This window comes from Parahoeflea alexandrii, from assembly GCF_027214025.1.
Lineage (GTDB): Bacteria > Pseudomonadota > Alphaproteobacteria > Rhizobiales > Rhizobiaceae > Hoeflea > Hoeflea alexandrii_A.
Genome location: NZ_JAPWHB010000004.1, coordinates 170,832 through 192,063, shown reverse-complemented (window position 1 = coordinate 192,063; position 21,232 = coordinate 170,832). Strand labels below are relative to the sequence as shown.

The window sequence follows — 21,232 nt, the reverse complement described above, 5'->3', positions numbered from 1 at the left end:
CTGCCGCACTTGTGGAATCACACCGGGCTCCTAAATAGGGTGATCTGGCAATGAAACCAAAAAAGCAGGCAAATTCGCGCTTATTGCCGGATCCGAGCGCTTTTTGCCCGTAAAGCCTTGACGGATAGGTTTTTTGTGGGAATCACCTGTTGGATCAAAATCGTGCGGGATCATGCAGCTCTTCGAGCTTGCGGTGATGTCGTGTTTTCCGGGGTTCGAATGACCGCAGAGCCAACGACCGCAAAGTTGAATGATCGGCATGGTTAATAGGGAATTAAGCATGCGTACGCCACAACAATCCGGATGATTCGCACATGCCGTCTGCCCGACGGGGCGGAAGGCACGCGCCTGACGGCAGGCGCAGACGATATCAACCGAATGAAATCCGGGGAAAGTGACTGCCCATGGCAACCAAGGTAAAAGAAGCAGCAGACGACACGGACAACGAACGCGAGGCCGGTGGACCTGACGGGCCATTGCTCGACCTGTCGGATGACGCCGTCAAGAAGATGATCAAGACCTCGAAAAAACGGGGTTACGTGACCATGGACGAGCTCAATGCCGTGCTGCCTTCGGAGGAAGTGACCTCCGAACAGATCGAGGACATCCTGTCGATGCTCTCCGATATGGGCATCAATGTGGTCGAGGAAGACGAGGCCGGCGAGGACAAGGAGCCGGATGACGATTCCGATACCGAGAGCGAAGGCGGGGAAATCACCACCGCGTCCGGTTCGGCCGTTGCCGCCACCAAGAAGAAAGAGCCGACCGACCGGACCGACGATCCGGTCCGCATGTATCTGCGTGAGATGGGCTCGGTGGAGCTTCTGTCGCGCGAGGGCGAAATTGCCATCGCCAAGCGCATCGAGGCCGGCCGCGAGACCATGATCGCGGGCCTGTGCGAAAGCCCGCTGACCTTCCAGGCGATCATCATCTGGCGCGAGGAACTCAACGAGGGCGCGACGCTGCTGCGCGAGATCATCGACCTGGAGACCACCTATTCCGGTCCCGAGGCCAAGGCCGCGCCGCAGTTCCAGAGCCCCGAGAAGATCGAGGCCGACCGCAAGGTCGCCGAGGAAAAGGAAAAGGTCCGCGCCGAGAAGGCGGCCTCCGACGACGTCACCAATGTCGGCGGCGAAGGCCAGAGCTTCGAGGAGGACGACGAGGACGACGACGAGAACAACCTCTCGCTCGCCGCCATGGAGGCCGAGCTCCGTCCGCAGGTGATGGAAACGCTCGACACCATCGCCGACACCTACAAGAAGCTCAGGAAGCTGCAGGACCAGCAGGTGGAAGCCCGGCTTGCCGCCACCGGCACGCTGTCGCCGGCGCAGGAGCGCCGCTACAAGGAGCTGAAGGACGCGCTGATCACCGCGGTGAAATCGCTGTCGCTCAACCAGAACCGCATCGATTCGCTGGTCGAGCAGCTCTACGACATCAACAAGCGCCTGGTGCAGAACGAGGGCCGCCTGCTGCGTCTGGCCGAGAGCTATGGCGTCAAGCGCGACGACTTCCTGACGCAGTATTCCGGCGCCGAACTCGATCCGAACTGGATGAAGTCGATCGCCAACCTGTCGGCCAAGGGCTGGAAGGAATTCGCCAAGTCGGAATCCAACAACATCCGCGAGATCCGCGCCGAGATCCAGTTCCTGGCCACCGAAACCGGCATCTCGATCTCCGAGTTCCGCCGCATCGTGCAGATGGTGCAGAAGGGCGAGCGCGAGGCGCGCATCGCCAAGAAGGAAATGGTCGAGGCCAACCTTCGCCTGGTGATCTCGATTGCCAAGAAATACACCAACCGCGGCCTGCAGTTCCTCGACCTCATTCAGGAAGGCAATATCGGCCTGATGAAGGCGGTCGACAAGTTCGAATACCGCCGCGGCTACAAGTTCTCGACCTACGCCACCTGGTGGATCCGGCAGGCGATCACCCGTTCGATCGCCGACCAGGCCCGTACCATCCGTATCCCGGTGCACATGATCGAGACGATCAACAAGATCGTCCGCACCTCGCGCCAGATGCTGCACGAAATCGGCCGCGAGCCGACGCCGGAAGAACTGGCCGAAAAGCTCGCCATGCCGCTGGAAAAGGTGCGCAAGGTTCTCAAGATCGCCAAGGAACCGATCAGTCTCGAAACGCCCGTCGGCGACGAGGAAGATTCGCATCTGGGTGATTTCATCGAGGACAAGAACGCCATCCTGCCGATCGACGCCGCGATCCAGGCGAACCTGCGCGAAACCACCACCCGCGTGTTGGCTTCGCTGACACCGCGCGAGGAACGCGTGCTGCGCATGCGCTTCGGCATCGGCATGAACACCGACCACACGCTCGAGGAAGTCGGCCAGCAGTTCTCGGTCACCCGCGAACGCATCCGCCAGATCGAGGCCAAGGCGCTGAGGAAGCTGAAGCACCCGAGCCGGTCGAGGAAGCTCAGGAGCTTCCTGGATAGCTAGGACCTTTGAGAATTTCGAAATTGAGAAACCCGACCTTCGCGTCGGGTTTTTTGTTGCGTTGGTTTTGACTTCTTGCGCGAGGCCGACTCACCCTGTCATCACGGCCACCAAGCCGGAATCCAGCCACGACGCGTCCGTGTCGTGAAAGACTCTTTGGCTCGCGGACGCTCGCGTGCTGGATGCCGGATCAAGTCCGGCATGACGGAGGGAAGCATTCCGCTCCAGTTTAACCGCCTGTTCCCGTTGCGCACGGCTGACTTGCTGGATAACTGGGAGCGTGGCAGACTTCACATGGCGTTCAATCAGGTGCCCGGAGCCGACGTCGAATGATTGAGATCGTGAAGATTGTCGAGGTGAAACCCTTGGCCGGTCATACCGCTTTCGTCCGCTTTTCGAACGGCGAGGAAGGCGAGGCGGATTTTTCCTGGGTGTGCGATGCCTCCGGCGCGATGGTCAGGCCGCTTGCCGATGAGGCGTTCTTCAGCCGCGTCTTCCTCTCGAATGGCGTCCTGACATGGCCCAACGGTTTCGATGTCGACTCGATCAATCTGCATCGGGAAATGGCGGAGCAGGGCCGCCTGCGCAGAACGGCGGCTTGATCGCCTGCGCCACGCCCACCCGCGACATATTCGCGCAATTGAATATATAGATCTGGAATTTCCCGGCGATCCGCATGACATGCGGGTGAAAGCCGCCCGCGTCCCGCGCGCTGTCCTCTCATGCTGGAGCCTGTCCCGATGGAATTGCTTGCCCAGATCCTCAACCAGTTTTCCTGGCCGATCGTCATCATCCTGTGCCTGACGCTCGGTCTGGCACCGTTCTTTCCCGAGCCGCATATCTGGGAGAAGCTGAAGATGCTGGCGTCGGGCACGCTGGTGAAACCGATCGATATCTTCGACCTGTTGATGCACGCCACGCCGTTCCTGATCGCCGGGTTGAAGCTGGCGGTGACGCTTTATCCGGCGAAATAGTCGGGGGCCGTCAAGCTACGCGCCGAACCCATGATTGCGCCAGGCCTCGGCGACCGCCGGGTTTTCGAGCACGCGGCTGACCAGTGCGGCGATTTCCGGCTTTTGTTTCGCCGGATCGTACCAGTCGGCCAGCATCGCCGCGTAGACATCGGTGATGGTCATGGTCTGGCCGGTGAGGAACGGGCCCTGAAGCGCGGCGGCGAGCTGGGCGAAATCGCGGTCCATGTCGCGCGCCGCCTGCTGCCTTACTGCCTCGGCAGCCTCGGGCGCCGGGTCGGCGGTGTGGCGCTCGGGGTAATAATAGCGCAGGCAGGCGGGGTAGATGTTGGTGGCCATGAAGATCAGCCACTGCACCGCCTTGACGTGACCTGACCTGCCGCGCGGCGGCAGGAGCCGCGCCTCGGGGAACATGTCGTCGAGCGACAGCAGGATGGCGGCGCTCTCGGCGATCAGAGGCCCGCAGGCCATCTTCAGCACCGGCACCTTGCCGGCCGGGTTGAGGGCGAGAAAGGCGGGATCGGACGTGTCGTCGATCCTGACCCCGTCGAAGGACACGCCGACCAGCCGCAGCGCCGCCTCGACCACCATCGAACCCGATCCCGGTTTCCAGTACAGCGTGTATCCGCTCATGTGGGTCTCTCCCGTGTTGCCGCACGCCAGTTCTGGCAGCAAGTGCGGCGCCGGGCAAGGGAGCCCGGATGCCGCGGTTCGTCGCAGCATCGGACCCGGCGGAGAATTTCGCCGTCTCACGCTGTCGTGTCCTTGTTCTGCCTGATTTTCTGCTATGCATCGCCTCATGGTGCGTTGGTCGAGTTTCAGCCTGAATACCCTGAGCGGAGCTCTGCTCGTGTCGCTTTTGCTGCACGGGCTGATCGTGGCGCTGCTGCTGTTCGACCTGCCCAGGCCGATGGCGGAAACCGAGCCACCGGAAGAGGTTGTGGCGGTGACAATCGTGCCGCCGCCCGAGCCGGAACCTGCACCGGAAGAGCCCGCACCCGAGCCCGCGGCCGAAGCGCCGCCCGAGCCTGCGCCGGAACCCGCCGAGGCCGCCGAAGCCGAATCGCCGCCGCCGCCGGCCCTGCCGGAAGGCGAGGCCGTGCCGATCCCGGTGCTGCGCCCGGTGTTTGAGTTCGGCGAGGAGGACAGGGGCCCGGAGGTCGCGCCCGACGGCGGGACCGCACAGGCGCCGGCCGCGGAGCCGGCGGAGACACCGCCTGAGGAGCCTCAGACCGCAACCGGACCAGAGGCCGAGGTCGAGCCTGAAGCCGTCGCGCAGCCAGAGCCTGCGCCCGAAGCGGAAACCGAACCCGCACCCGAGCCGGAGACTGCCGCCGAGGCCCCGCCCGAGGCCGCCGCGGATGTTCCGGTGGAGGTTGAAGCCCCCGCCGCAGATCCGGCTGAAACCTTGGCCGAAACCCAGGCCGAAGCTCCGGTAGAGCAACCGGCACGGGCGGCGCCGGCCGAGATCGTCGTGCCCGACGCGGAACTGGCCGGCGACCAGCCCGCCGACGCGCCGGAAGCGGCCGAACAGACCGAAACCGCGGCGCTGCCGGAAAAGCCAGCCGATCCGGCGCCATCGCCGCCGAAGCCGGTTACGCCCGATCCGGTTGAAACCCGGCGGCCCGACTCCTCCTCCGGCACACCGCCCGCGGCGCCGGCAGAGCCTGCGCCTGCCGGCGACAACGGCCTGCCCGGCGTGCGGGCGCTGTCGTCCAGCGTCAACACCGGTCATGCCGTTGCGACCACGGCCATGGGCGCGCTGCCGCGCGACGCTCGCGGCAGCCAGCTCTGCACGACCGAGTTGCGCGAGCAGCTGCGGCGCGCGCCGGAATCCTACCGCGTTGAATTGCTGCCCGCCTACCGGCTGCCCGGCGGCAATGTGCTCGCGGTCCCCAACGCCGCGTTCCGCGCCGGAGGCGCCTGGTACAACCTCAACTTCCGCTGCACCGTCGACGCCGACGCGCTCCGCGTCACCGCCTTCACCTTCAAGGTCGGCGCGCCAATCCCGCGCGCCCAGTGGAAGCAAAGGGGCTTTCCGGAGCTTTGAGGGGGCAGGGATGTAAGGTCAGGTGCTTGGGCCGTTCTTTCGGAGGCGCGAGTGCCAATGTCGGAATGTAAACGCCCTATCCGGTCTATTCTGTTAGCAACCTAACCGGTCTGGAAAGTTCCTCCAATCTCCCCCCTTGCGGGGGAGATGTCACCGTAGGTGACAGAGGGGGGTGAAGCCTCCCCAAAATACGTGCGCTTGAGACAAGCGGAAACATACCCCCCTCTGTCTGCTTTGCAGACATCTCCCCCGCAAGGGGGGAGATCGGGTTCCGCGGAAAACGCCGTCTTCGCGTGCACAGAACCTGGCCCCCGTCCTAGCGATTCCAATTGTATACCCGAAATACCCGGCAATCTTTTCCCCGCATCCCACCCCGGGTGTCACACTCATGCCGCTCCCGTCACCGGATGGACCCGGAAACGTATCGGTCCAGGCGGGAGGAAGGCCTCCGGGTGTTTGCCGTAACGTGCGGCGGGACGATGGAGGAGGCGGTGCACCGGCGGGTTCCGCTGGCAGCAGGATCAGCCTGAACGGGATCCCCTTGCGGGACGCCCCGACGGGAGGATCGGCCAAGCCAGCCACCGGAGAGATCCCTGCCCCCTGTGCCGGCCTGCGCCGGCCGGCAGCCAGGGCGGGGATGGAAACGGGCCTGTGGCGGGCCGCCTTGCGGATGCGGGGAGGGTGTCTGATCCCGGATCAGGTGCCCGGCGCTCCCGGATCGTCAACGCAAGGCATAGCCCGTGCCGGATGAAGCCGGATGCCGTTTTGAGCCGCCCGTGTCCGGGCAGCGAGAAACGCAAGCGACTGCCTGTCGGATGCGGACACTATCCGGCGATATTCGGGCCCGCGCGCACACTGCGCCACCCCGCATGTCCCCCGCGAAAGCGGGGCATGCACGCCACAACCCATTTCCGAACGGCACAGCCTGCGCGCGGCCCTCCGGACTTTCCTATCCAAAACTCCTGCGTTCAGGCGCGCGGAGGGTTTTCGCGCGTCGTCCTCCAGCGGAACCGAACCACCCATCCCGACGTTGACACCCGGAGTGGACGGCGGCATTGCGCCAGCCCATTGCCGCTTACCCTTGCCTCGGGCCGCCCGTCTGTGGCACCTGTGGGCAACCCGCATTCATTCCCGGAGACCGTCATGAGCCGAGACACGACAACCGCCCTGATCCGCCGCTATCTCGAAGCGTTCAACGCCAAGAGTTCCGAAGCCATGCTCGACTGCCTCAGCGACGACGTGGCGCACGACATCAACCAGGGCGGCCGCGAGATCGGCAAGGAGAAATTCCGCTGGTTCAACGCCAAGATGAGCCGGCATTATGACGAGCAGCTCGGCGATATCGTCATAATGGTTGATGAGAGCGGAGGGCATGCGGCGGCCGAGTTCACCGTGCGCGGCACCTATCTTGCCACCGACGAGGGCCTGCCCGAGGCAAACGGCCAGCGCTACACGCTGCCCGCCGGCATCTTCTTCGAGATCGACGACGGCCTGATCAGCCGGGTGACGATGAGCTACAACCTGACCGACTGGATCGCTCAGGTCAAAGCCGGTTGAGGCAGCGGCGGTGGCTTCGAAATCGGGCCTGAGTTTTTCGGTTCTCGCGGCGGCCGAGATCAGCGCGGCGCTCGAGGATCTGGCCCGGCTGAGGATCGCGGTGTTTGCCGACTGGCCCTATCTCTATGACGGCGACGCCGCCTACGAGAAACGCTATCTCGAGCATTTCGCCGCCTCGCCGGGCGCGGTGGTGGTTGCGGCACGCGATGCCGGCGGCCGCATGGTGGGGGCGGCGACAGCCGCTCCATTGACCGACCACGCCAAGGAATTCGCGGCGCCGTTTGCCCGCATCGGGCTTGATCCGGCGGGCTTCTTCTACATGGCGGAGTCGGTGCTGCTGCCCGAGTACCGCGGCCAGGGCGCGGGCCGGCAGTTCTTTGCCATGCGCGAGGCGGCCGCGCGGGCGCAGGGCTACGAGCACGCCGTCTTCGCCTCGGTGCTCAGGCCCGACGAGCATCCTTCCCGGCCCGCCGACTACGTTCCGTTGCACGGCTTCTGGCGCAGTCTCGGCTACGAGCCCTATCCCGGCCTGCTGGCAGCGTTTTCCTGGCGCGACATCGGCGAGACGGCGGAAAGCGTCAAGGAGCTGCAGGTCTGGGGCCGCGAACTCTGAGGCGGGATTGCACTCGCTCGACAAGCCGGCGCCATGAATTCTGTTGCGGAATCGCGTTGCGGCTGATTACCTCGTGGCAGCCCAATCCGGAGGATTTTTCATGATGCCGATCAAGCGCGCTGCCCTTGCGATCGTGATGCTGCTTTCGGTGCCGGCGGCGGCAACGGCCAACGATTCCATGGCCGAATTGAAAACCGGCGGTCTGGTCTTCGTGCAGACCGACGCGATCACCATGGCGGATGAAAAGCTCTATGTTTCGCCCCGGCAGGTGCGGGTGGAATACCGGTTTCACAACAACACCGACAAGGACGTCGAGGCGCTGGTGGCCTTTCCGCTGCCCGACATCGAAAGCGGATTTGACGAGCCCATCGCCTTTGATCCCGATGCGGGGGACAATTTTCTCGGCTTCGAGGTGAGCCAGGACGGCCAGCCGATCAAGCCCCGGCTGCAGCAACAGGCCACCGTCAGCAATGTCGATCTGACAGGCGAACTGAAAGCGGAAGACATCCCGCTGATGCCGGTAGCGGATGCGACCAGCGCGGCGCTGTCGAGGCTCAGCCCGCAAGCGCTTGAGCGTTTCAAGGGGCTTGGCCTGATCCGCGTCGAGCAGTGGGACGACGGCAGCGGAATGAAGCATCACGTCGTCCCGCAATGGACGCTGAAATCGGTCTACTGGTGGAAAACCATCTACCCGGCAAACAGCGATGTGATCGTCAGGCACAGCTACACCACCAGTGTCGGCGGCACCGTCGATGTGACCTATCTCGACGAGAATGGCCAGCCGAGCGGCGAGCGCTTTAACGAGTATGAAAAGCGATACTGCCTTGATGATTCCATGGTGCGGATCGCGCAAAAGAGCCGCAAGGCGACGATGGCCACCGGCACTCCGCTCTATTTCGAGAACTGGATTTCCTACATCCTGATGACCGGCAACAATTGGGCCGGTCCGATAGGCTCGTTCTCGCTGACTGTCGACAAGGGCGATACCAGAAACATCGTCAGCTTTTGCGGCGAAGGCGTCACCAAGACCGGACCGACGACATTCGAGATGAAAAAGACCGATTTCTATCCCGAGCGCGATCTGGATATCCTGCTTCTGGTGCCGGCCGGTCTGTAGCCCTGACGGTCAGGCAGGTTCAATCGCGCTGCGGCTGCGTATTTCGGCTGCTGTGCTGCCGGGGCCGGCGCGTCCAGATTTTCATGAACGCAGGATGAATGGCCGGTTCCGGTTCGGTTCAGGCGGGCGGATCTAGTGTGGGGTCAATCGAACGGGACATCCGGTCGAGACAGGATCGAAATCAGGGACACCCACTCAAGGCGCCGAAGCGCCGCCCCAACTGGAGAACAGTCATGAACAAGATTATCCGCAACGCAATCGCCGCCATCGCCGTCGCCGCTGCCGGCTTCGCCGCTTCCGCACCCGCCGCCAATGCCGGCGGCATCGGCTTCGAATTTTCGATCGGTGGTCCCGGCGGCGGCATCGTCGTCCGCGATCACGGCCGCCGGGGCGGCTGGGACCGGTTTGAAGGCCATCGCGGCGGCCGCGATGTCTGCCGCCCGCACCGCGCCGTGCAGAAGGCCCGCCACATGGGCGTCCGCCGCGCCGATGTGGTCCGCGCCGGCCACCGCCGCGTCGTCGTCGAGGGCTTCCGCCATCACCGCCCGGTCCGGGTGATCTTCGCCAACGAGCGCAACTGCCCGGTCATCGGCTTCCGCCGCTGAACCGGCCGGAAAGCCCGGCACACAAAACCCCGGGGGCGACCGCCTCCCGGGGTTTTTTGATGTCCGCAGGTTGCGCCGTTCCCCACCTTCCTGCCGGCGCGGCCATCGCGGCCTGGCAGCCGGCCCGGAACCGGCGGTGGAAAAGGCGCCAGCGTGAACCGCGCATGAACGGGTGGTTCCGGTTCGGTTCAGGTGGACAGGACTAGTGTCATATCAATCGAACGGAACAGCCGGTCGAGACAGACACCACCAGCCCAGGCGCCATGTCGCCACCCCAGGAGATACCGTCATGAACCGCTTCCTTCGCACCACATTTGCCGCCCTCGTCGTCGCAACCGCCGGCGTCGCCGCATCCGCCCCTGCCGCCAATGCGGGCGGCATCGGCTTCGAGCTTTCCATCGGCGGTCCCGGCGGCAACCTCATCATCCGCGACAATGACCGCCGGGGCGGCCGCGACCACGACCGTCGCGGCGGACGGGGCGGTTTTGAAGATCGCCGCGATGTCTGCCGGCCCAATCTTGCCGTCGACAAGGCCCGCGGCATGGGCGTCCGCCGCGCCTCGGTCGCTTTTGCCAATCACCGCCAGGTCGTCGTCGAGGGCCTGCGCCACCACCGCCCGGTGCGGGTCGCCTTCGCCAACGAGCGCAACTGCCCGGTGATCGGCTTCCGCCGCTGAACCGCACCGACTGCCTCACAAACAAAACCCCGGGATGTGTCCATCCCGGGGTTTTGCGGTGTCTTCCGGTGCGGGATTTTCCCCGCCGCGCAAAAAGCGCAGTAAGCTTTTCTTACTGGGCGATTTCCCAGGTGACGTTGACGGTGACCCGGTACTCGTTCTCGCCGGAGGCGACGGGAACCGAATCCGCCGCCTTGGCCATCATCGCCATTTCGGCGCGGGCCATCGGCATCGGCGGGGCGGCGTAGGAGTTTTCCGAAACTTGCGTGATGCGGCCGAGCGAAACGCCGAGTGCGGCGGTCATCGCCTCGGCCTTGGCCTTCGCTTTAGTGACGGCGTCGAGACGGGCCGCCTCGCGGACCTTGTCCTGGTCGTCATTGGTGAAGACGATGTTGCCGCCCTGGTTGACGCCCAAGCTGACGGAGCTGTCGAGAATGGCGCCCAGCCGGCTCAGATCGCGGATGCGCACGGTCAGCGTGTTGTTGACGGTGTAGCCGACGATCCGCGGCTCGCGGGTCTCGCCGTCCTTGTTTTCGGGGTAGACCCAGCGCGGCTGCACCGAAAACGCGCCGGTCTGCAGGTCGCGCTCGGCAATGCCCTCGGCCTTCATCGCGGCAAGAACATCGCTCATCGCCGCGTTGTTGGCGTCGAGCGCCTCGCGCGCGGTTTCGGCCTCGCGCAGCACGGTGAGCGAGATCACCGCCATGTCGGGCGCGACTGCCGCCACGCCTTCGCCGGACACGGAAATCACGCCGGGCTCGGGCGTCTTGGCCTCGTCGGCAAAGGCCGGGGCGGATGCTGAGAGCATCAGGGCGGACAGCGCGCCGGCAACAAGCATGCGGCTGCGGGCGGTAAGCGATGAGGTCATGAAAAATCTCCGATCTGGTTTCAGATGCCTGTCGCCGTCAAATCTACCCGTTTGCGCGGCAAGGTACATGCATCAATTCAAGTGTCCCGACACCCGATCTAATGGCGAGCGAATGTGGACGCATTGCGGCGGCGGGCAGCCTGTGTGCAGATGCACGGGCGCGCCGGCCGGCCGCTAGCCGGTTGCCATATGCGGGCAGCTGTGGGCGCGCGCCTGCAACGGCTTGTGAAGGCATCTGTTTTGGGCTAAACCGGCGAGCATCCGGACGGCGCGTCCGGCCTTGCGACCGGCGGCATGTCCGCCCGCCACAAGGCCGGTACGAAGCGCCGCACCCGCTAGGAAGGCCTGTAGCTCAACGGTTAGAGCCGGCGGCTCATAACCGCTTGGTTGGGGGTTCGAATCCCTCCAGGCCTACCAGATTTCTCATTTTTCAATAGGTTGCATGGCGGTTAACCATTGATTGGTCCACCATCGGCTAACATTGCGTCGACGGCGAGACGGATGAAATCGGCGTCGCGGGAATAGAGCTCGGTGTGTGCGCTCGTCCCGTGGCCGAGGAAACCTATGAATATTCCTTGGGCCGCTCTAATTTTCAGGCGTCAAAACTAACTGGTTTCGATGGGTTCTCTCGGTAGAGCAACTACTTCGAAATCTCGGCCTAAGAGTTTATTAAGAGTCTCTAAGACATCACGAGGGAATCGCACCCTAGGGATACTCAGAGTAGTGCCGCGCTTTGTGTGGCTGAGCGTTGCACCCTGAAAATTACTAAATATTGGCATCAACGCAGCGTCCAAATCAGCCTCTGAGGCATCATTTCGCGGGGTCACTGACACAACAAAATTCGATTCAGTCTGTCTGTGTCGAGCCTCGCCTCCTGAATGCAATACTTGACGTCTTTCCAAGATTTCCAGGCGGGAGTTAATGCGGTCAAGTTGATCAATTTGTATTCTCTCTGCAGGTGTGGCGTTTTCGGAGACTTGAATTCTGCCGCGCGAGAAGGTCACTGGATTGTCGATCTCGTGGCTCGGATCTATTGCAACTGCGATGGCATCCTTTAGCTGCACGCGCGCAGTTCTCAGATCACTAGGGCGCTTCGTCTCGAACTTGATTGATCGGAACGATGCGATATCGAAGGGTATCCGCTGGCCGTCCAGATGCATGTGAATAATGGGCTTTTGAACAGTGTGCCGGATGCCGATCTCGTAGAAGGCGTTGGGGTTAAGTGTCGTGAGATCGGCGATGACCAGCTCAGACTCCAAAAGATGTGTGATCACCTGAGCGTCAATTCGGCCAGGAACGGAGATCTTGTCAGCCCTCGTCACGTCGAAATCTTGAAAGTGCTCCAAGAATACGGGCTCGATGATCTCTTCTAGAAGCCAATCGGCATGGATCCGATCTTCACTATCGTCCGCACCGATGGGTCCAACAACGAAACAGGTCTTGCGCTCTGGTTTCTTGGCCAACGTACCCTCCCGTGCAACCTAAGCGCTTTTAGAGCCTAGATTGCGCTTTTGCTAGACCAAAGGGCCTTTGTACCGTGGTGATTGATGGAGCGCCTGATTTTAAGTTAGCCATCTGAACCGGATAACATCGAAAACGGCATGACTAATCCGCCTACTTAAGGTGTTGATATTGCATATTTATGCTTGTCCCTCCAGACTTACCAGTCATCTTACAGATCAATAAGTTGCAGGGCGGCTGGTTGGCAAACTCAGTCCCCTCCTATCGCGGCCCGCTCGCCGCCGCCAGCCTTCAACCCTCAAGCGTGCTTTACTGCGTCGAGCGACAGCACCTCGCCCTCTTCCCAGCCCGTTCCACGGTAGACGCAGACGCGGTTGCGGCCGCTTTTCTTGGCTTCGTAGAGCGCTTCGTCGGCGGCGGCGAGCATGGCTTCGCGGGTGGTGGCCGTGCCGGAGCGGCAGGAGACCAGGCCGATGCTGATGGTCTGGCGCGGCGGGGCATTGGGAAGGGTTTCGAGCGAGGTGAGACGGGCAGCCAGGCAGATCCGCTCGGCGATGGCGATTGCCGCCGCCGGGTCCTCGCCGCGCAGGACGACGACAAATTCCTCGCCGCCGTAGCGGGCGACGAGGCTGTCCCTGCCCGACAGGGTGTCGCTGATGGCGCCGGAAATGAGCTGCAGGCAGCCGTCGCCGGACTGGTGCCCGTAAGTGTCGTTGAAGGCCTTGAAGTGATCGACGTCGATCATCATCAACGTGACGGTGAAGCCGTTGTGTCCTGCCGCGGCCAGGCTTTCGGCCAGCGCCAGATCGAACTTGCGGCGGTTGGCAAGGCCGGTCAGCGGATCCTTGTAGGCCTTGGTCGCCAGCGTCTCGTTGGCGACGCGCAGCAGCTCGTTCTTCTCGGTGAGTTCCTGCAGAAGCCGCTCGGCCATCTGCTCGGCGCGAAGCTGGCTCATGCGGTTGTTGACCATCTGGACGATGAAGGACGCGAGGAAGGTGAAGTAGAGCAGGAAGGCCGGAACATAGATGACGTTGCCGTTGGCATAGGCGCCGATGCTCATCAGGCCGATCATCAGGGCTATGTTGTAGAACGCCGTACCGGGCATCATGTAGGCCCTGCCGGCAGCGCCGTGGGCAATGGCGCAGGCCACGCCCATGGTGATGGCCTGGGTGTCCGCAGACGTGCCGTAAAGCAGCATCGCGCCCGAAAGCCCCCAGCCGAAACCGGATGTGAGCGATCCGGCAACGAACAGCCGGATCCATTTCGGGTCCATCTCTCCGGGGCTGCGAGCGACGAAGCGGCGTTCGAGCACCAGGCGGACGATCAGGCATGCCAGAACGATCAGCGTGGCGGCGATGCCGGTCCACACGGCTCCGCCCAGGGCCGCGCTCAGACCGGCGAGGCCGACCCCGAGAGTGGCTGCGACATGCGGCCGGCTGTTGTAGAGTTCGCGGACCGTTTGCTCGATCTGCGTCTTCGAGGCGATCTCGTATCCGACGAAGGACAGCGGGTTCCACATGGCTGAAAAACGCATAAAACTTTCCGTTCGATGTCCTGAGGACGAGGTCACTCTGTTCAAGCCAGTTCACAGATGGCCGGAGCCTGTAGTCGAATATTCGAGGCTTGAAGCTCTCTTATATAAACGGCGAGTAAAGAATAGGTTTCCCAGAGGACAGCCCTGTCCGGTGGAAGATGTAGCCGCGCATGGCGAGGGCCGCCGGATGCATGCCCGAAAGCTTCAAGCGCCGGGCGCGCGGAAAAAGCCGGCGGAGACGGTCCGGACGGCCTTGCGGCGTGATGGCGCCTCAGGCGCCGGGCTTCACTTTATCCCGTTTGCCCGGGCAATATAATCGGCGAGATGCGGCACGTAGTCCTCGGGTCCGTCGCCGCCGGTGTTGACCGCGGTGGCGAAGGAATTCTTGATGGCGCTCGCCAGCGGGGTGGCGACGGTTGCAGCATTGGCCATGGATTCGACGTAGCGGATGTCCTTGTAGGCGTTGGCGAGCGTGAACTTGTGGGCTTCCCGGTTGCCCTCCAGCGCGTAGCCCATGAAGGTCTGGTAGAAGCCGCAATCCATGCGGCCGCCGCGGATCACCTTGTCGAATTCGGCAATTGGAATGCCGACCTTCTGCGACATGGCGAGCGCCTCGGAATAGATCGCCGCATAGCCGAGCGAGATGAAATTGTTGAGCAGCTTCATGCGGTGGCCGTCGCCGACGCCGCCGATATGGACGATCTTGCCGGCCCAGGTGGCGATCACCGGCTCGACGCGGGCGAAGGTCGCCTTGTCCGTGCCGACCATGCAATCGAGCGTGCCCTCCCAGGCTTCCTTCGGCGTACGGCTGAGCGGCGCGTCGACGAAGGCGACGCCGATTTCGGCAAGTTCGGCCGCCAGGCGCTCGGTCACCGTCGGGTCGCTGGTCGAGCAATCGACTATGACCGTGCCCTTGGCGAGGCCCGGCTTCAGCGCTGCGACGGTTTCCGCGACCTGCGGCGATCCTGTCAGGCAGAGGAAGATCATCGTGCAGGCGCTGGCCAGTTCCTCCATCGATTTTGCTTCGGTCGCGCCGCGCGACACCAGATCGTCGACCGGGGCGCGGTTGCGGTGGGCGATCACGGTCAGCGGATAGCCCTTCTCGACGATGTTCTTCGCCATGCCGTGCCCCATCAGGCCGACACCGATAAAGCCTGTTTTCTCGTTTGTCCGCGTCATGTCCGGTCTCCGGTGGGGATGGTTGAGATAAGTAAGTCAAGCCTTACGCAAGGATTGCCGTTCGGATTTTTGCAGCTTGGCGGCGCGGATGCAAGCGCTGGCGGGTCTGCAGTGCACGGTGCAGACGCCCTCGTCTTTGCAGGGGACGCTTGCTCGTGGCGGGTCGCCATAAGGACCGCTCCATGCTTGTATGGGGTCCCGTCCGGATTTGCGCGCGCATCGAGGCTTAAGCCGATGCGCCGCCTTGTGAAAGGATATGCCGTGAGACGACAGTTTGGAGAAACGCGCTCGGTGATCGCGCGGCGACATGCGCTGATCTCGACCGACAGCCACGAGGTGACGCCGATGCCCGGCTGGCCGGGTGCGCGGATCGTGGTGGTGATCTCGCCGCAGATGGGCGCGCGGTTCGTGCAGTTCTTCGCCGACATGCCGGAAGGTGCTGCAGCGCTCGCGCCGGCGGAAGGGATCGAACGGTTCGTGTTCGTGCTCAAGGGGGCGGTGACGCTCACCCTGGACGGCGAGGCGCACCGGCTGGAGGCGGAGGGCTACGCGCTCATTCCCGCCGGGATGGATCACGAGATCAGGGCCGTGAGTGCCGCGCGGCTGGTGGTGCTGGAGAAGATGTTCGCGCCGCTTGAGGGTGCGCCGCATCCCGAACCTGTTATCGGCGCGGTGGAGGCGCAGCCTGAGCGGCCAATGTCGGATGACGGTTTGCTTTCTGTGCGCAAGCTGTTGCCGGTGGCGGAGCGGTTTGACTGCGAGGTCAATGTGATGGAGTTCCAGCCGGGCGGCAGCCTTGCCTACGTGGAAACGCATTTCGTCGAGCATGGCCTGCTGATGCTCGATGGCGGCGGGGTCTACCGGCTCGATGACGACTGGTTTTCGGTGGCCGCCGGCGACGTGATCTGGATGGGCCCCTATTGCCCGCAATGGTTCGGGGCGCTGGGCGCCAGGCCTGCGCGCTACCTGATCTACAAGAACTGGAACCGCGATCCGCTGGCCGGGTGAGATCAAGGCCCGCATGGCGATCGCGGATTGAAAAGTGAGCAGGCGAGGGTGGACGCGCAATGAAATACAAGCAGCTTGGCCGGACCGGCGTTCAGGTGTCGCGACTGTGCTTCGGCACCATGTCGTTCGGCGGCGATGCCGACGCTGAGGAATCGGGGCGGATGTTTGCCGCCTGCCGCGACGCGGGGATCAATTTCTTTGACTGCGCCAATGTTTATTCCGACGGGGCGGCCGAGACCATTCTCGGCGGTCTGATCAAGGGCACCCGGGATGAGCTGGTGATCACGTCGAAATGCTTTGGCGCGATGGGCGGTGACATCAATGCGCGCGGCGCCAGCCGCCGCAACATCCTGCGCTCGGTCGAGGACAGCCTGAAGCGGCTCGGCACCGACCGGCTCGACGTGCTGTTCATGCACCACTGGGACCCGGTGGTGCCGCTCGAGGAAACATTGAGGGCGCTCGAGCGGCTGGTGGCGAACGGCAAGGTGCTCTATCTCGGCGCCAGCAACTACGCCGCCTGGCAGATCGCCAAAGGGCTCGGGATCTCGGAGAGGAACGGCTGGCCGCGGTTCGATGTGCTGCAGCCGATGTATTCGCTGGTCAAGCGGCAGGCCGAGGTCGAGATCTTTCCGCTGGCGCTGGCCGAGGAACTCGGGGTGATCAGCTATTCGGCGGTGGGCGCCGGCCTGTTGAGCGGCAAGTACGGCAAGGGACGGCGGCCCGACGCGGGGCGTGTCGTCAGCAACGACAAATACGCAACCCGCTATTCCGAGGAGTGGTTTGTCGACACGGCCGAAGCGTTCACCGGCCTGGCGGAAGAGCTCGGTGTGCATCCTGTCTCGCTGGCGGTTGCCTGGGCGGGCGCGCATCCGGCGGTGACCAGCCCGATTTTCGGGGCACGCAATGTCGAGCAGCTGCAGCCGTCGCTGGCTTCGGTCAAGGTCGAGATGACGCGCGAGCTCCATGCCCGGATCGCAGCGCTGTCGCGGACCCCGCCGCCGGCGACGGACCGGCTGGAGGAGCAGGTCAGGCTGTAACGCTCGAAGTAGAGGCCCGCACCGGCGAGGGCCGGTGCGGGCGGTTTCATCATCGAGCCAGATCAGGGGCGGATCAGGATCTTGCCCGGTTTGCCCGGGGTCAGCGAGGCCTTGACTGCGTCTTTGACGTTGTCGAGGCTGAATTCGCCGCCCGAGGGCAGTTTCATCTTGCCCTGGGCCGCGAGCGTGACCAGCTCGGTGATCAGCCGGACCTTCTGGTCGGCGGCCATTTCGCTGGAGACGCGCGAGCCCCAGAAGCCCTTGACGGTGAGGTGGTTGGTGATCATCGATCCCGCGTGCAGTTCCAGCGGCACGCCGGTGGCGGTGCCAAAGACCACCAGCAGGCCGTTGAGGCCGAGCAGGTTGGCGATATCGGCGACGATCGGGCCGCCGACCGAATCGATTGCCGCCTGCGCGCCGTCCTTGCCGACGATCTCGCGGGCGCGCTTCTGCCAGCCGTCCTGGTCGGTCGACAGCACGTTTTCCATGCCCAGCGCCTCGAGTTCGGCGACTGCCTCGGCGCGGCGGACCAGGTTGACGGTGCGGACGCCGCGGGCGCGGGCGAGATCGGCGAAGATCTTGCCGACGGCGCCATTGGCGGCGGTCTGGATGACGGTGTCGCCTTCCTTGACCTCAAGGAATTCGAGCAGCGAGATGGCGCTGAACGGCATGGCGACCAGCTGCGCGCCGGCCTCGTCGGAAATGGCGTCGGGGAGCGGCAGCACGCCGGCGGCGGAGGCGGTGAAATACTCGGCCCAGGTGCCGATCCTGCCGGCATTGACGACACGCTTGCCGATCATGGCGGCATCGACGCCTTCACCGACGGCCTCGACGATACCGACCGCCTCGGAGCCGCCCAGCGCCGGCAGCTCGGGCTTGTAGCCATAGCTGCCGCGGATGGTCCAGAGATCGTGGTTGTGGATCGGCGACAGGATGGTGCGGATCAGCACCTCGCCGGGCTTGGGCTCGGGGCGGGGGACGTCGGTGACGGTAAGGACATCGGCGGGTTCGCCGAATTGTGTGTAGCTTGCGGCTTTCATGGTCGTTTCCTTGGGTTGCCTGCATTCTGCAGGATTTCGGAATGGGAAGAGGGTGGGTGTCAGGCGAAGAAGCGGCGCTTCGTGTCGGCAAATGCCTGTTCGAGCGGTCCGGGCCGGCGCGACAGCTTGGCGATGATCGCGGCCCCCAGCCACTGGCTGTAGAGCAGGGCGGCCGCACTTTCGGGATCGGGTTGCGGGATGACCGAGCCGTCCTCGGCGCCCTGGCGCAGCAGGATCGCGAGCCGGTCGCAGACGGCGGCGACACCGTCATCGAGGATCCGGCGCATGTCCTCGGACAGGTCGGCGATTTCGGCGGCGAGCTTGACCACCAGGCAGCGGTCGGCCATCGAGCCGGCATCGCCCTCAAGTGCTGAGCTGAAGAAGCTGCCAAGCCGTTCGGCAGCGGGCTGCGGGCGGGCGATGATGGCGTCGAGGGCCGCCAGGTATTCAGTGACATAGGCGTCGAGCATGGCGCAGCCGAAGGCCTGCTTGGAGGCGAAATAGTAATAGAACGAGCCCTTCGGCACGCCCGAGGCGGTGAGCAGCTCGGTCAGCCCGAGGCCGCCAAACCCCTGGGCGAGCACCAGGGTGCGGCCTTGATCGAGGATGCGCGAACGGGTCAGGTCTGATTTCTTCGGTGTGGTCATGATGGCGGTCTAGAAGAAAATAGACCGGTCGTCTAGTCACGAAGTCGTGAGATCCGGCGGGGCGGGTCCGGCTCGAGCGGCGGCCTCAACCGCGCCAGCTATCCTCGTGCGATCCGGCTCGACCGCGCCAGCGACCCATGTGCGGTCCGGGCAGTGCCGGCGGCACAGGTGCGGCCCGTGCCATTGCGCTGCAGCCCCTGCGGAACCGGTTGCAAGGAGAAGCGCGGCGGGCGGGCGCACGCGAGACGCCGATCCGTGTGCGTGGTGCGCGGACGGGCGCCGCCATCGGGAGAAAAAGTTTTCCCGGACACTCCACTTATTGGCTGCCGCTCGGTTGACAGGAAAACGGGGCCTGAATAAACATGATCGCAACTGTCATGTTTACGTCAGAACCCCAGGGAGACTTCCAATGGCCATTTCGGCACCGCGCATGATCGCGCTTCTCGCTTCCGTTGCAGCCTTTGCGGCGATCGCCGCACCTGCCCATGCGGATGGCGAGGTCAACATCTATTCGTCGCGTCACTATGACACCGACGAGCGGCTCTACAGCGATTTCACCGAAGCCACCGGCATCAAGATCAACCTGATCGAAGGCAAGGAAGACGAGCTGATCGAGCGGATGAAGGCCGAGGGCGCCAACAGCCCGGCCGACGTGTTCATCACCGCCGATGCGGGCCGTTTGTGGCGCGCCGATCAGGCCGGGCTGTTCCAGGCGGTCGATTCCGAAGTGCTCAAGGAGCGGATCCCGGAAAGCCTGCGCCATCCCGACGGCCACTGGTTCGGCGTCTCCAAGCGCGCCCGCGTCATCTTCTATGACAAGGACAAGGTGAGCGAGCCGCCGCAGACCTACGCGGCGCTGGCCGATCCGAAGTACAAGGGCCTGCTGTGTGCCCGCTCGAGCTCGAACATCTACATGCTGTCGCTGCTCGGCGCCTATATCGCGCATAATGGCGATGAGGCCGCCAAGACCTGGGCGCAGGGGCTGAAGGACAATCTGGCGCGCGACCCGCAGGGCGGCGATACCGATCAGCTCAAGGGCCTGGTCTCGGGCGAGTGCGGCATCGCGATCTCCAACACTTACTACTTCGCCCGCGGCGTCGCCGGCCAGGTCGACGGCCTGACCGAGGGCATCGACAAGATCGGCATTGTCTTCCCCGACCAGGGCGGCAACGGCACCCATGTCAACATTTCCGGCGCCGGCGTCACCGCGCATGCGCCCAACCGCGACAACGCGGTCAAGCTGCTCGAGTATTTCACCTCGGATTCGGCGCAGTCCTACTTCGCCAACGGCAACAACGAGTACCCGGTGGTGCCATCGGTGGCGGCCTCCTCGGTGGTCGAGGGCCTGGGCGAATTCACCGCCGACACGCTCAATCTGAACGAGCTCGGCAAGAACCAGGCCCGCGCCCAGGAAATCTACAACGAGGTCGGCTACAAGTAAGCCCGCCGCGTGACCAATACTGCCGGGGGATACATGACCTCTCCCCCGGCATCAGGAAAGGCCCGGACATTTGGCGTCCGGGCCTTTTTGTTTGGGTGGAGCGGGGTCGATGCTGTTCGGCGGCTTTGCGCCTTCTCCGGGAACGAAAAGGGTCGGGATGGACAAATCCCGCATCTCCAGATGTTGGCATGCGGGCGTGCCGCCGATGAACTCGTGCGGCGCTAAGCCGGGCGGCAGAGAATAATTGCCGGGGCAAAATCAACGGCACTTTGGCATTCACTATCCGGCCGCTGCAGCGATGCTGTTCGCGTCCAGACTTATGACAATCGTGATCAGAACAGCGATGATGGTCGCGACAAGCAGCGCTGCGACAAATGCCAGAACTGCCAGTCCTTTCCCGATCCTGAGATCAAGAACAAACCAGCGAATCTGGGCCTGTGCATACCACACCAGGGCGATAACGAGTCCGATGAGACCTGCGGTGCCACCGGAGCCTCCCGGCATGGACAGCAGATCAAAGCCGAGTACCAGCAAGAATGCAAAAGGTGCTGTGACATAGCACTGGCTGAAGAAGGGGGGGCGGAGCGAATCCCGTGTGATCCGGACGGCTTTCCATCGCAACAATGTAACGGCCATGCAGAGTGGATAGATGCCGAAGATTACGCCTCTTGCCAACAGAAGGTTCGAGGCTGAACCGAGTTGCTTCGCAACGATAGACGGATCAAATTGAGATGGCAGGACACTGGAAAAACCTTGCGAGAGCAAAAGAGTGATGAGCAGAAACAATGGTGGGCTCAGCGTGTCCTCGTACTGATCTTCCGGCCTGTCCGCGAGTTCGGTATCTGCATAGCGCATCATGCGCAGCGGGTTTACGACCGTGCGCCACATCGTCAGAGGGTAGAATACAAGCCACGAAACCAGCTCATAGAGCAGTTCGTCGAGCGACTTCAGCAGCTTCATGAAGTCCAAGTGTCACTCCTG

At 63.6% G+C, this 21,232-nt stretch carries 21 protein-coding genes and 1 tRNA gene; 13 read left to right on the top strand and 9 right to left on the bottom strand.

Annotated elements, in window-relative coordinates:
* Positions 1-30: 30 nt before the first annotated feature.
* On the bottom strand, positions 31-282 hold the full coding sequence (locus tag O4H62_RS14480; RefSeq protein ID WP_269388862.1) for a hypothetical protein: 252 nt from the start codon (positions 280-282) through the stop codon (positions 31-33).
* A 122-nt stretch (positions 283-404) separates the two neighbouring features.
* Between O4H62_RS14480 and rpoD the strand changes: the two genes are divergently transcribed.
* The 3 genes from rpoD (at position 405) to O4H62_RS14465 (ending at position 3,421) form a co-directional block, all read left to right on the top strand.
* Positions 405-2,450, top strand: coding sequence for an RNA polymerase sigma factor RpoD (rpoD, locus tag O4H62_RS14475; RefSeq protein ID WP_269388861.1), 2,046 nt, complete (start codon positions 405-407; stop codon positions 2,448-2,450).
* 326 nt (positions 2,451-2,776) lie between these two features.
* Positions 2,777-3,049, top strand: coding sequence for a DUF2442 domain-containing protein (locus tag O4H62_RS14470; RefSeq protein WP_269388860.1), 273 nt, complete (start codon positions 2,777-2,779; stop codon positions 3,047-3,049).
* Between the two features lie 138 nt (positions 3,050-3,187).
* Positions 3,188-3,421, top strand: coding sequence for a hypothetical protein (locus tag O4H62_RS14465; RefSeq protein WP_269388859.1), 234 nt, complete (start codon positions 3,188-3,190; stop codon positions 3,419-3,421).
* 15 nt (positions 3,422-3,436) lie between these two features.
* On the opposite strand, the gene O4H62_RS14460 is transcribed toward O4H62_RS14465, so the two are convergent.
* A complete protein-coding gene (locus tag O4H62_RS14460) occupies positions 3,437-4,051 on the bottom strand; it encodes a glutathione S-transferase family protein (protein WP_269388858.1) in 615 nt (204 codons plus the stop codon).
* Between the two features lie 217 nt (positions 4,052-4,268).
* On the opposite strand from O4H62_RS14460, the gene O4H62_RS14455 reads away from it, so the two are divergent.
* The 6 genes from O4H62_RS14455 to O4H62_RS14430 all read left to right on the top strand — a co-directional run bounded on the left by O4H62_RS14455 (position 4,269) and on the right by O4H62_RS14430 (position 10,036).
* Positions 4,269-5,468, top strand: coding sequence for a DUF930 domain-containing protein (locus tag O4H62_RS14455; RefSeq protein WP_269388857.1), 1,200 nt, complete (start codon positions 4,269-4,271; stop codon positions 5,466-5,468).
* 1,143 nt (positions 5,469-6,611) lie between these two features.
* Positions 6,612-7,025, top strand: coding sequence for a ketosteroid isomerase-related protein (locus O4H62_RS14450; RefSeq protein WP_269388856.1), 414 nt, complete (start codon positions 6,612-6,614; stop codon positions 7,023-7,025).
* Positions 7,026-7,035: 10 nt separating this feature from the next.
* The gene (locus O4H62_RS14445; protein WP_269388855.1) at positions 7,036-7,638 is read left to right on the top strand and encodes a GNAT family N-acetyltransferase; all 603 of its coding nucleotides are present in this window, start codon (positions 7,036-7,038) and stop codon (positions 7,636-7,638) included.
* 100 nt (positions 7,639-7,738) lie between these two features.
* Positions 7,739-8,755: a DUF4424 domain-containing protein gene (locus O4H62_RS14440; protein WP_269388854.1), complete on the top strand. Its 1,017-nt coding sequence runs from the start codon at positions 7,739-7,741 to the stop codon at positions 8,753-8,755.
* A gap of 233 nt (positions 8,756-8,988) precedes the next feature.
* On the top strand, positions 8,989-9,360 hold the full coding sequence (locus O4H62_RS14435) for a hypothetical protein (protein WP_269388853.1): 372 nt from the start codon (positions 8,989-8,991) through the stop codon (positions 9,358-9,360).
* A gap of 289 nt (positions 9,361-9,649) precedes the next feature.
* Positions 9,650-10,036 carry a hypothetical protein gene (locus O4H62_RS14430; protein ID WP_269388852.1) on the top strand — a complete coding sequence of 129 codons (387 nt, stop codon included), beginning with the start codon at positions 9,650-9,652 and terminating at the stop codon, positions 10,034-10,036.
* 112 nt (positions 10,037-10,148) lie between these two features.
* Here the strand turns inward: O4H62_RS14430 and O4H62_RS14425 are convergent, their stop codons facing one another.
* Positions 10,149-10,904, bottom strand: coding sequence for an SIMPL domain-containing protein (locus O4H62_RS14425; protein WP_269388851.1), 756 nt, complete (start codon positions 10,902-10,904; stop codon positions 10,149-10,151).
* 341 nt (positions 10,905-11,245) lie between these two features.
* On the opposite strand from O4H62_RS14425, the gene O4H62_RS14420 reads away from it, so the two are divergent.
* Positions 11,246-11,321, top strand: a tRNA-Ile gene (locus tag O4H62_RS14420).
* 188 nt (positions 11,322-11,509) lie between these two features.
* On the opposite strand, the gene O4H62_RS14415 is transcribed toward O4H62_RS14420, so the two are convergent.
* The 3 genes from O4H62_RS14415 to O4H62_RS14405 form a co-directional block, all read right to left on the bottom strand.
* Positions 11,510-12,367 (bottom strand): hypothetical protein, encoded by an 858-nt coding sequence (locus O4H62_RS14415; protein ID WP_269388850.1) that lies wholly within the window; start codon positions 12,365-12,367, stop codon positions 11,510-11,512.
* 296 nt (positions 12,368-12,663) lie between these two features.
* Positions 12,664-13,899: a GGDEF domain-containing protein gene (locus O4H62_RS14410; RefSeq protein WP_269388849.1), complete on the bottom strand. Its 1,236-nt coding sequence runs from the start codon at positions 13,897-13,899 to the stop codon at positions 12,664-12,666.
* A 285-nt stretch (positions 13,900-14,184) separates the two neighbouring features.
* Positions 14,185-15,078 (bottom strand): NAD(P)-dependent oxidoreductase, encoded by an 894-nt coding sequence (locus O4H62_RS14405; RefSeq protein ID WP_269388848.1) that lies wholly within the window; start codon positions 15,076-15,078, stop codon positions 14,185-14,187.
* 261 nt (positions 15,079-15,339) lie between these two features.
* Here O4H62_RS14405 and allE point away from each other — a divergent pair, with 261 nt between their 5' ends.
* The gene (allE, locus tag O4H62_RS14400; protein ID WP_269388847.1) at positions 15,340-16,086 is read left to right on the top strand and encodes a (S)-ureidoglycine aminohydrolase; all 747 of its coding nucleotides are present in this window, start codon (positions 15,340-15,342) and stop codon (positions 16,084-16,086) included.
* A 59-nt stretch (positions 16,087-16,145) separates the two neighbouring features.
* Complete coding sequence (locus O4H62_RS14395; RefSeq protein WP_269388846.1) at positions 16,146-17,123, top strand: aldo/keto reductase; 978 nt, start codon at positions 16,146-16,148, stop codon at positions 17,121-17,123.
* 62 nt (positions 17,124-17,185) lie between these two features.
* Here the strand turns inward: O4H62_RS14395 and O4H62_RS14390 are convergent, their stop codons facing one another.
* Both O4H62_RS14390 and O4H62_RS14385 read right to left on the bottom strand, forming a co-directional pair.
* A complete protein-coding gene (locus O4H62_RS14390) occupies positions 17,186-18,163 on the bottom strand; it encodes a zinc-binding dehydrogenase (protein WP_269388845.1) in 978 nt (325 codons plus the stop codon).
* Between the two features lie 59 nt (positions 18,164-18,222).
* Positions 18,223-18,810 (bottom strand): TetR/AcrR family transcriptional regulator, encoded by a 588-nt coding sequence (locus O4H62_RS14385; protein ID WP_269388844.1) that lies wholly within the window; start codon positions 18,808-18,810, stop codon positions 18,223-18,225.
* A 409-nt stretch (positions 18,811-19,219) separates the two neighbouring features.
* Here O4H62_RS14385 and O4H62_RS14380 point away from each other — a divergent pair, with 409 nt between their 5' ends.
* Positions 19,220-20,251, top strand: coding sequence for a Fe(3+) ABC transporter substrate-binding protein (locus O4H62_RS14380; protein ID WP_269388843.1), 1,032 nt, complete (start codon positions 19,220-19,222; stop codon positions 20,249-20,251).
* A gap of 279 nt (positions 20,252-20,530) precedes the next feature.
* Here O4H62_RS14380 and O4H62_RS14375 read toward each other — a convergent pair whose 3' ends face one another.
* Positions 20,531-21,211, bottom strand: a complete 681-nt coding sequence (locus O4H62_RS14375) for a permease (protein ID WP_269389468.1) — start codon at positions 21,209-21,211, stop codon at positions 20,531-20,533.
* Positions 21,212-21,232 lie beyond the last annotated feature (21 nt).

Bases quoted from the DNA above. Each gene is read 5' to 3' on its own strand.
- O4H62_RS14480 (WP_269388862.1), bottom strand. From the start codon at position 282: ATGCTTAATTCCCTATTAACCATGCCGATCATTCAACTTTGCGGTCGT.
- rpoD (WP_269388861.1), top strand. From the start codon at position 405: ATGGCAACCAAGGTAAAAGAAGCAGCAGACGACACGGACAACGAACGC.
- O4H62_RS14470 (WP_269388860.1), top strand. From the start codon at position 2,777: ATGATTGAGATCGTGAAGATTGTCGAGGTGAAACCCTTGGCCGGTCAT.
- O4H62_RS14465 (WP_269388859.1), top strand. From the start codon at position 3,188: ATGGAATTGCTTGCCCAGATCCTCAACCAGTTTTCCTGGCCGATCGTC.
- O4H62_RS14460 (WP_269388858.1), bottom strand. From the start codon at position 4,051: ATGAGCGGATACACGCTGTACTGGAAACCGGGATCGGGTTCGATGGTG.
- O4H62_RS14450 (WP_269388856.1), top strand. From the start codon at position 6,612: ATGAGCCGAGACACGACAACCGCCCTGATCCGCCGCTATCTCGAAGCG.
- O4H62_RS14440 (WP_269388854.1), top strand. From the start codon at position 7,739: ATGATGCCGATCAAGCGCGCTGCCCTTGCGATCGTGATGCTGCTTTCG.
- O4H62_RS14435 (WP_269388853.1), top strand. From the start codon at position 8,989: ATGAACAAGATTATCCGCAACGCAATCGCCGCCATCGCCGTCGCCGCT.
- O4H62_RS14430 (WP_269388852.1), top strand. From the start codon at position 9,650: ATGAACCGCTTCCTTCGCACCACATTTGCCGCCCTCGTCGTCGCAACC.
- O4H62_RS14425 (WP_269388851.1), bottom strand. From the start codon at position 10,904: ATGACCTCATCGCTTACCGCCCGCAGCCGCATGCTTGTTGCCGGCGCG.
- O4H62_RS14410 (WP_269388849.1), bottom strand. From the start codon at position 13,899: ATGCGTTTTTCAGCCATGTGGAACCCGCTGTCCTTCGTCGGATACGAG.
- O4H62_RS14405 (WP_269388848.1), bottom strand. From the start codon at position 15,078: ATGACGCGGACAAACGAGAAAACAGGCTTTATCGGTGTCGGCCTGATG.
- O4H62_RS14395 (WP_269388846.1), top strand. From the start codon at position 16,146: ATGAAATACAAGCAGCTTGGCCGGACCGGCGTTCAGGTGTCGCGACTG.
- O4H62_RS14390 (WP_269388845.1), bottom strand. From the start codon at position 18,163: ATGAAAGCCGCAAGCTACACACAATTCGGCGAACCCGCCGATGTCCTT.
- O4H62_RS14385 (WP_269388844.1), bottom strand. From the start codon at position 18,810: ATGACCACACCGAAGAAATCAGACCTGACCCGTTCGCGCATCCTCGAT.
- O4H62_RS14380 (WP_269388843.1), top strand. From the start codon at position 19,220: ATGGCCATTTCGGCACCGCGCATGATCGCGCTTCTCGCTTCCGTTGCA.
- O4H62_RS14375 (WP_269389468.1), bottom strand. From the start codon at position 21,211: ATGAAGCTGCTGAAGTCGCTCGACGAACTGCTCTATGAGCTGGTTTCG.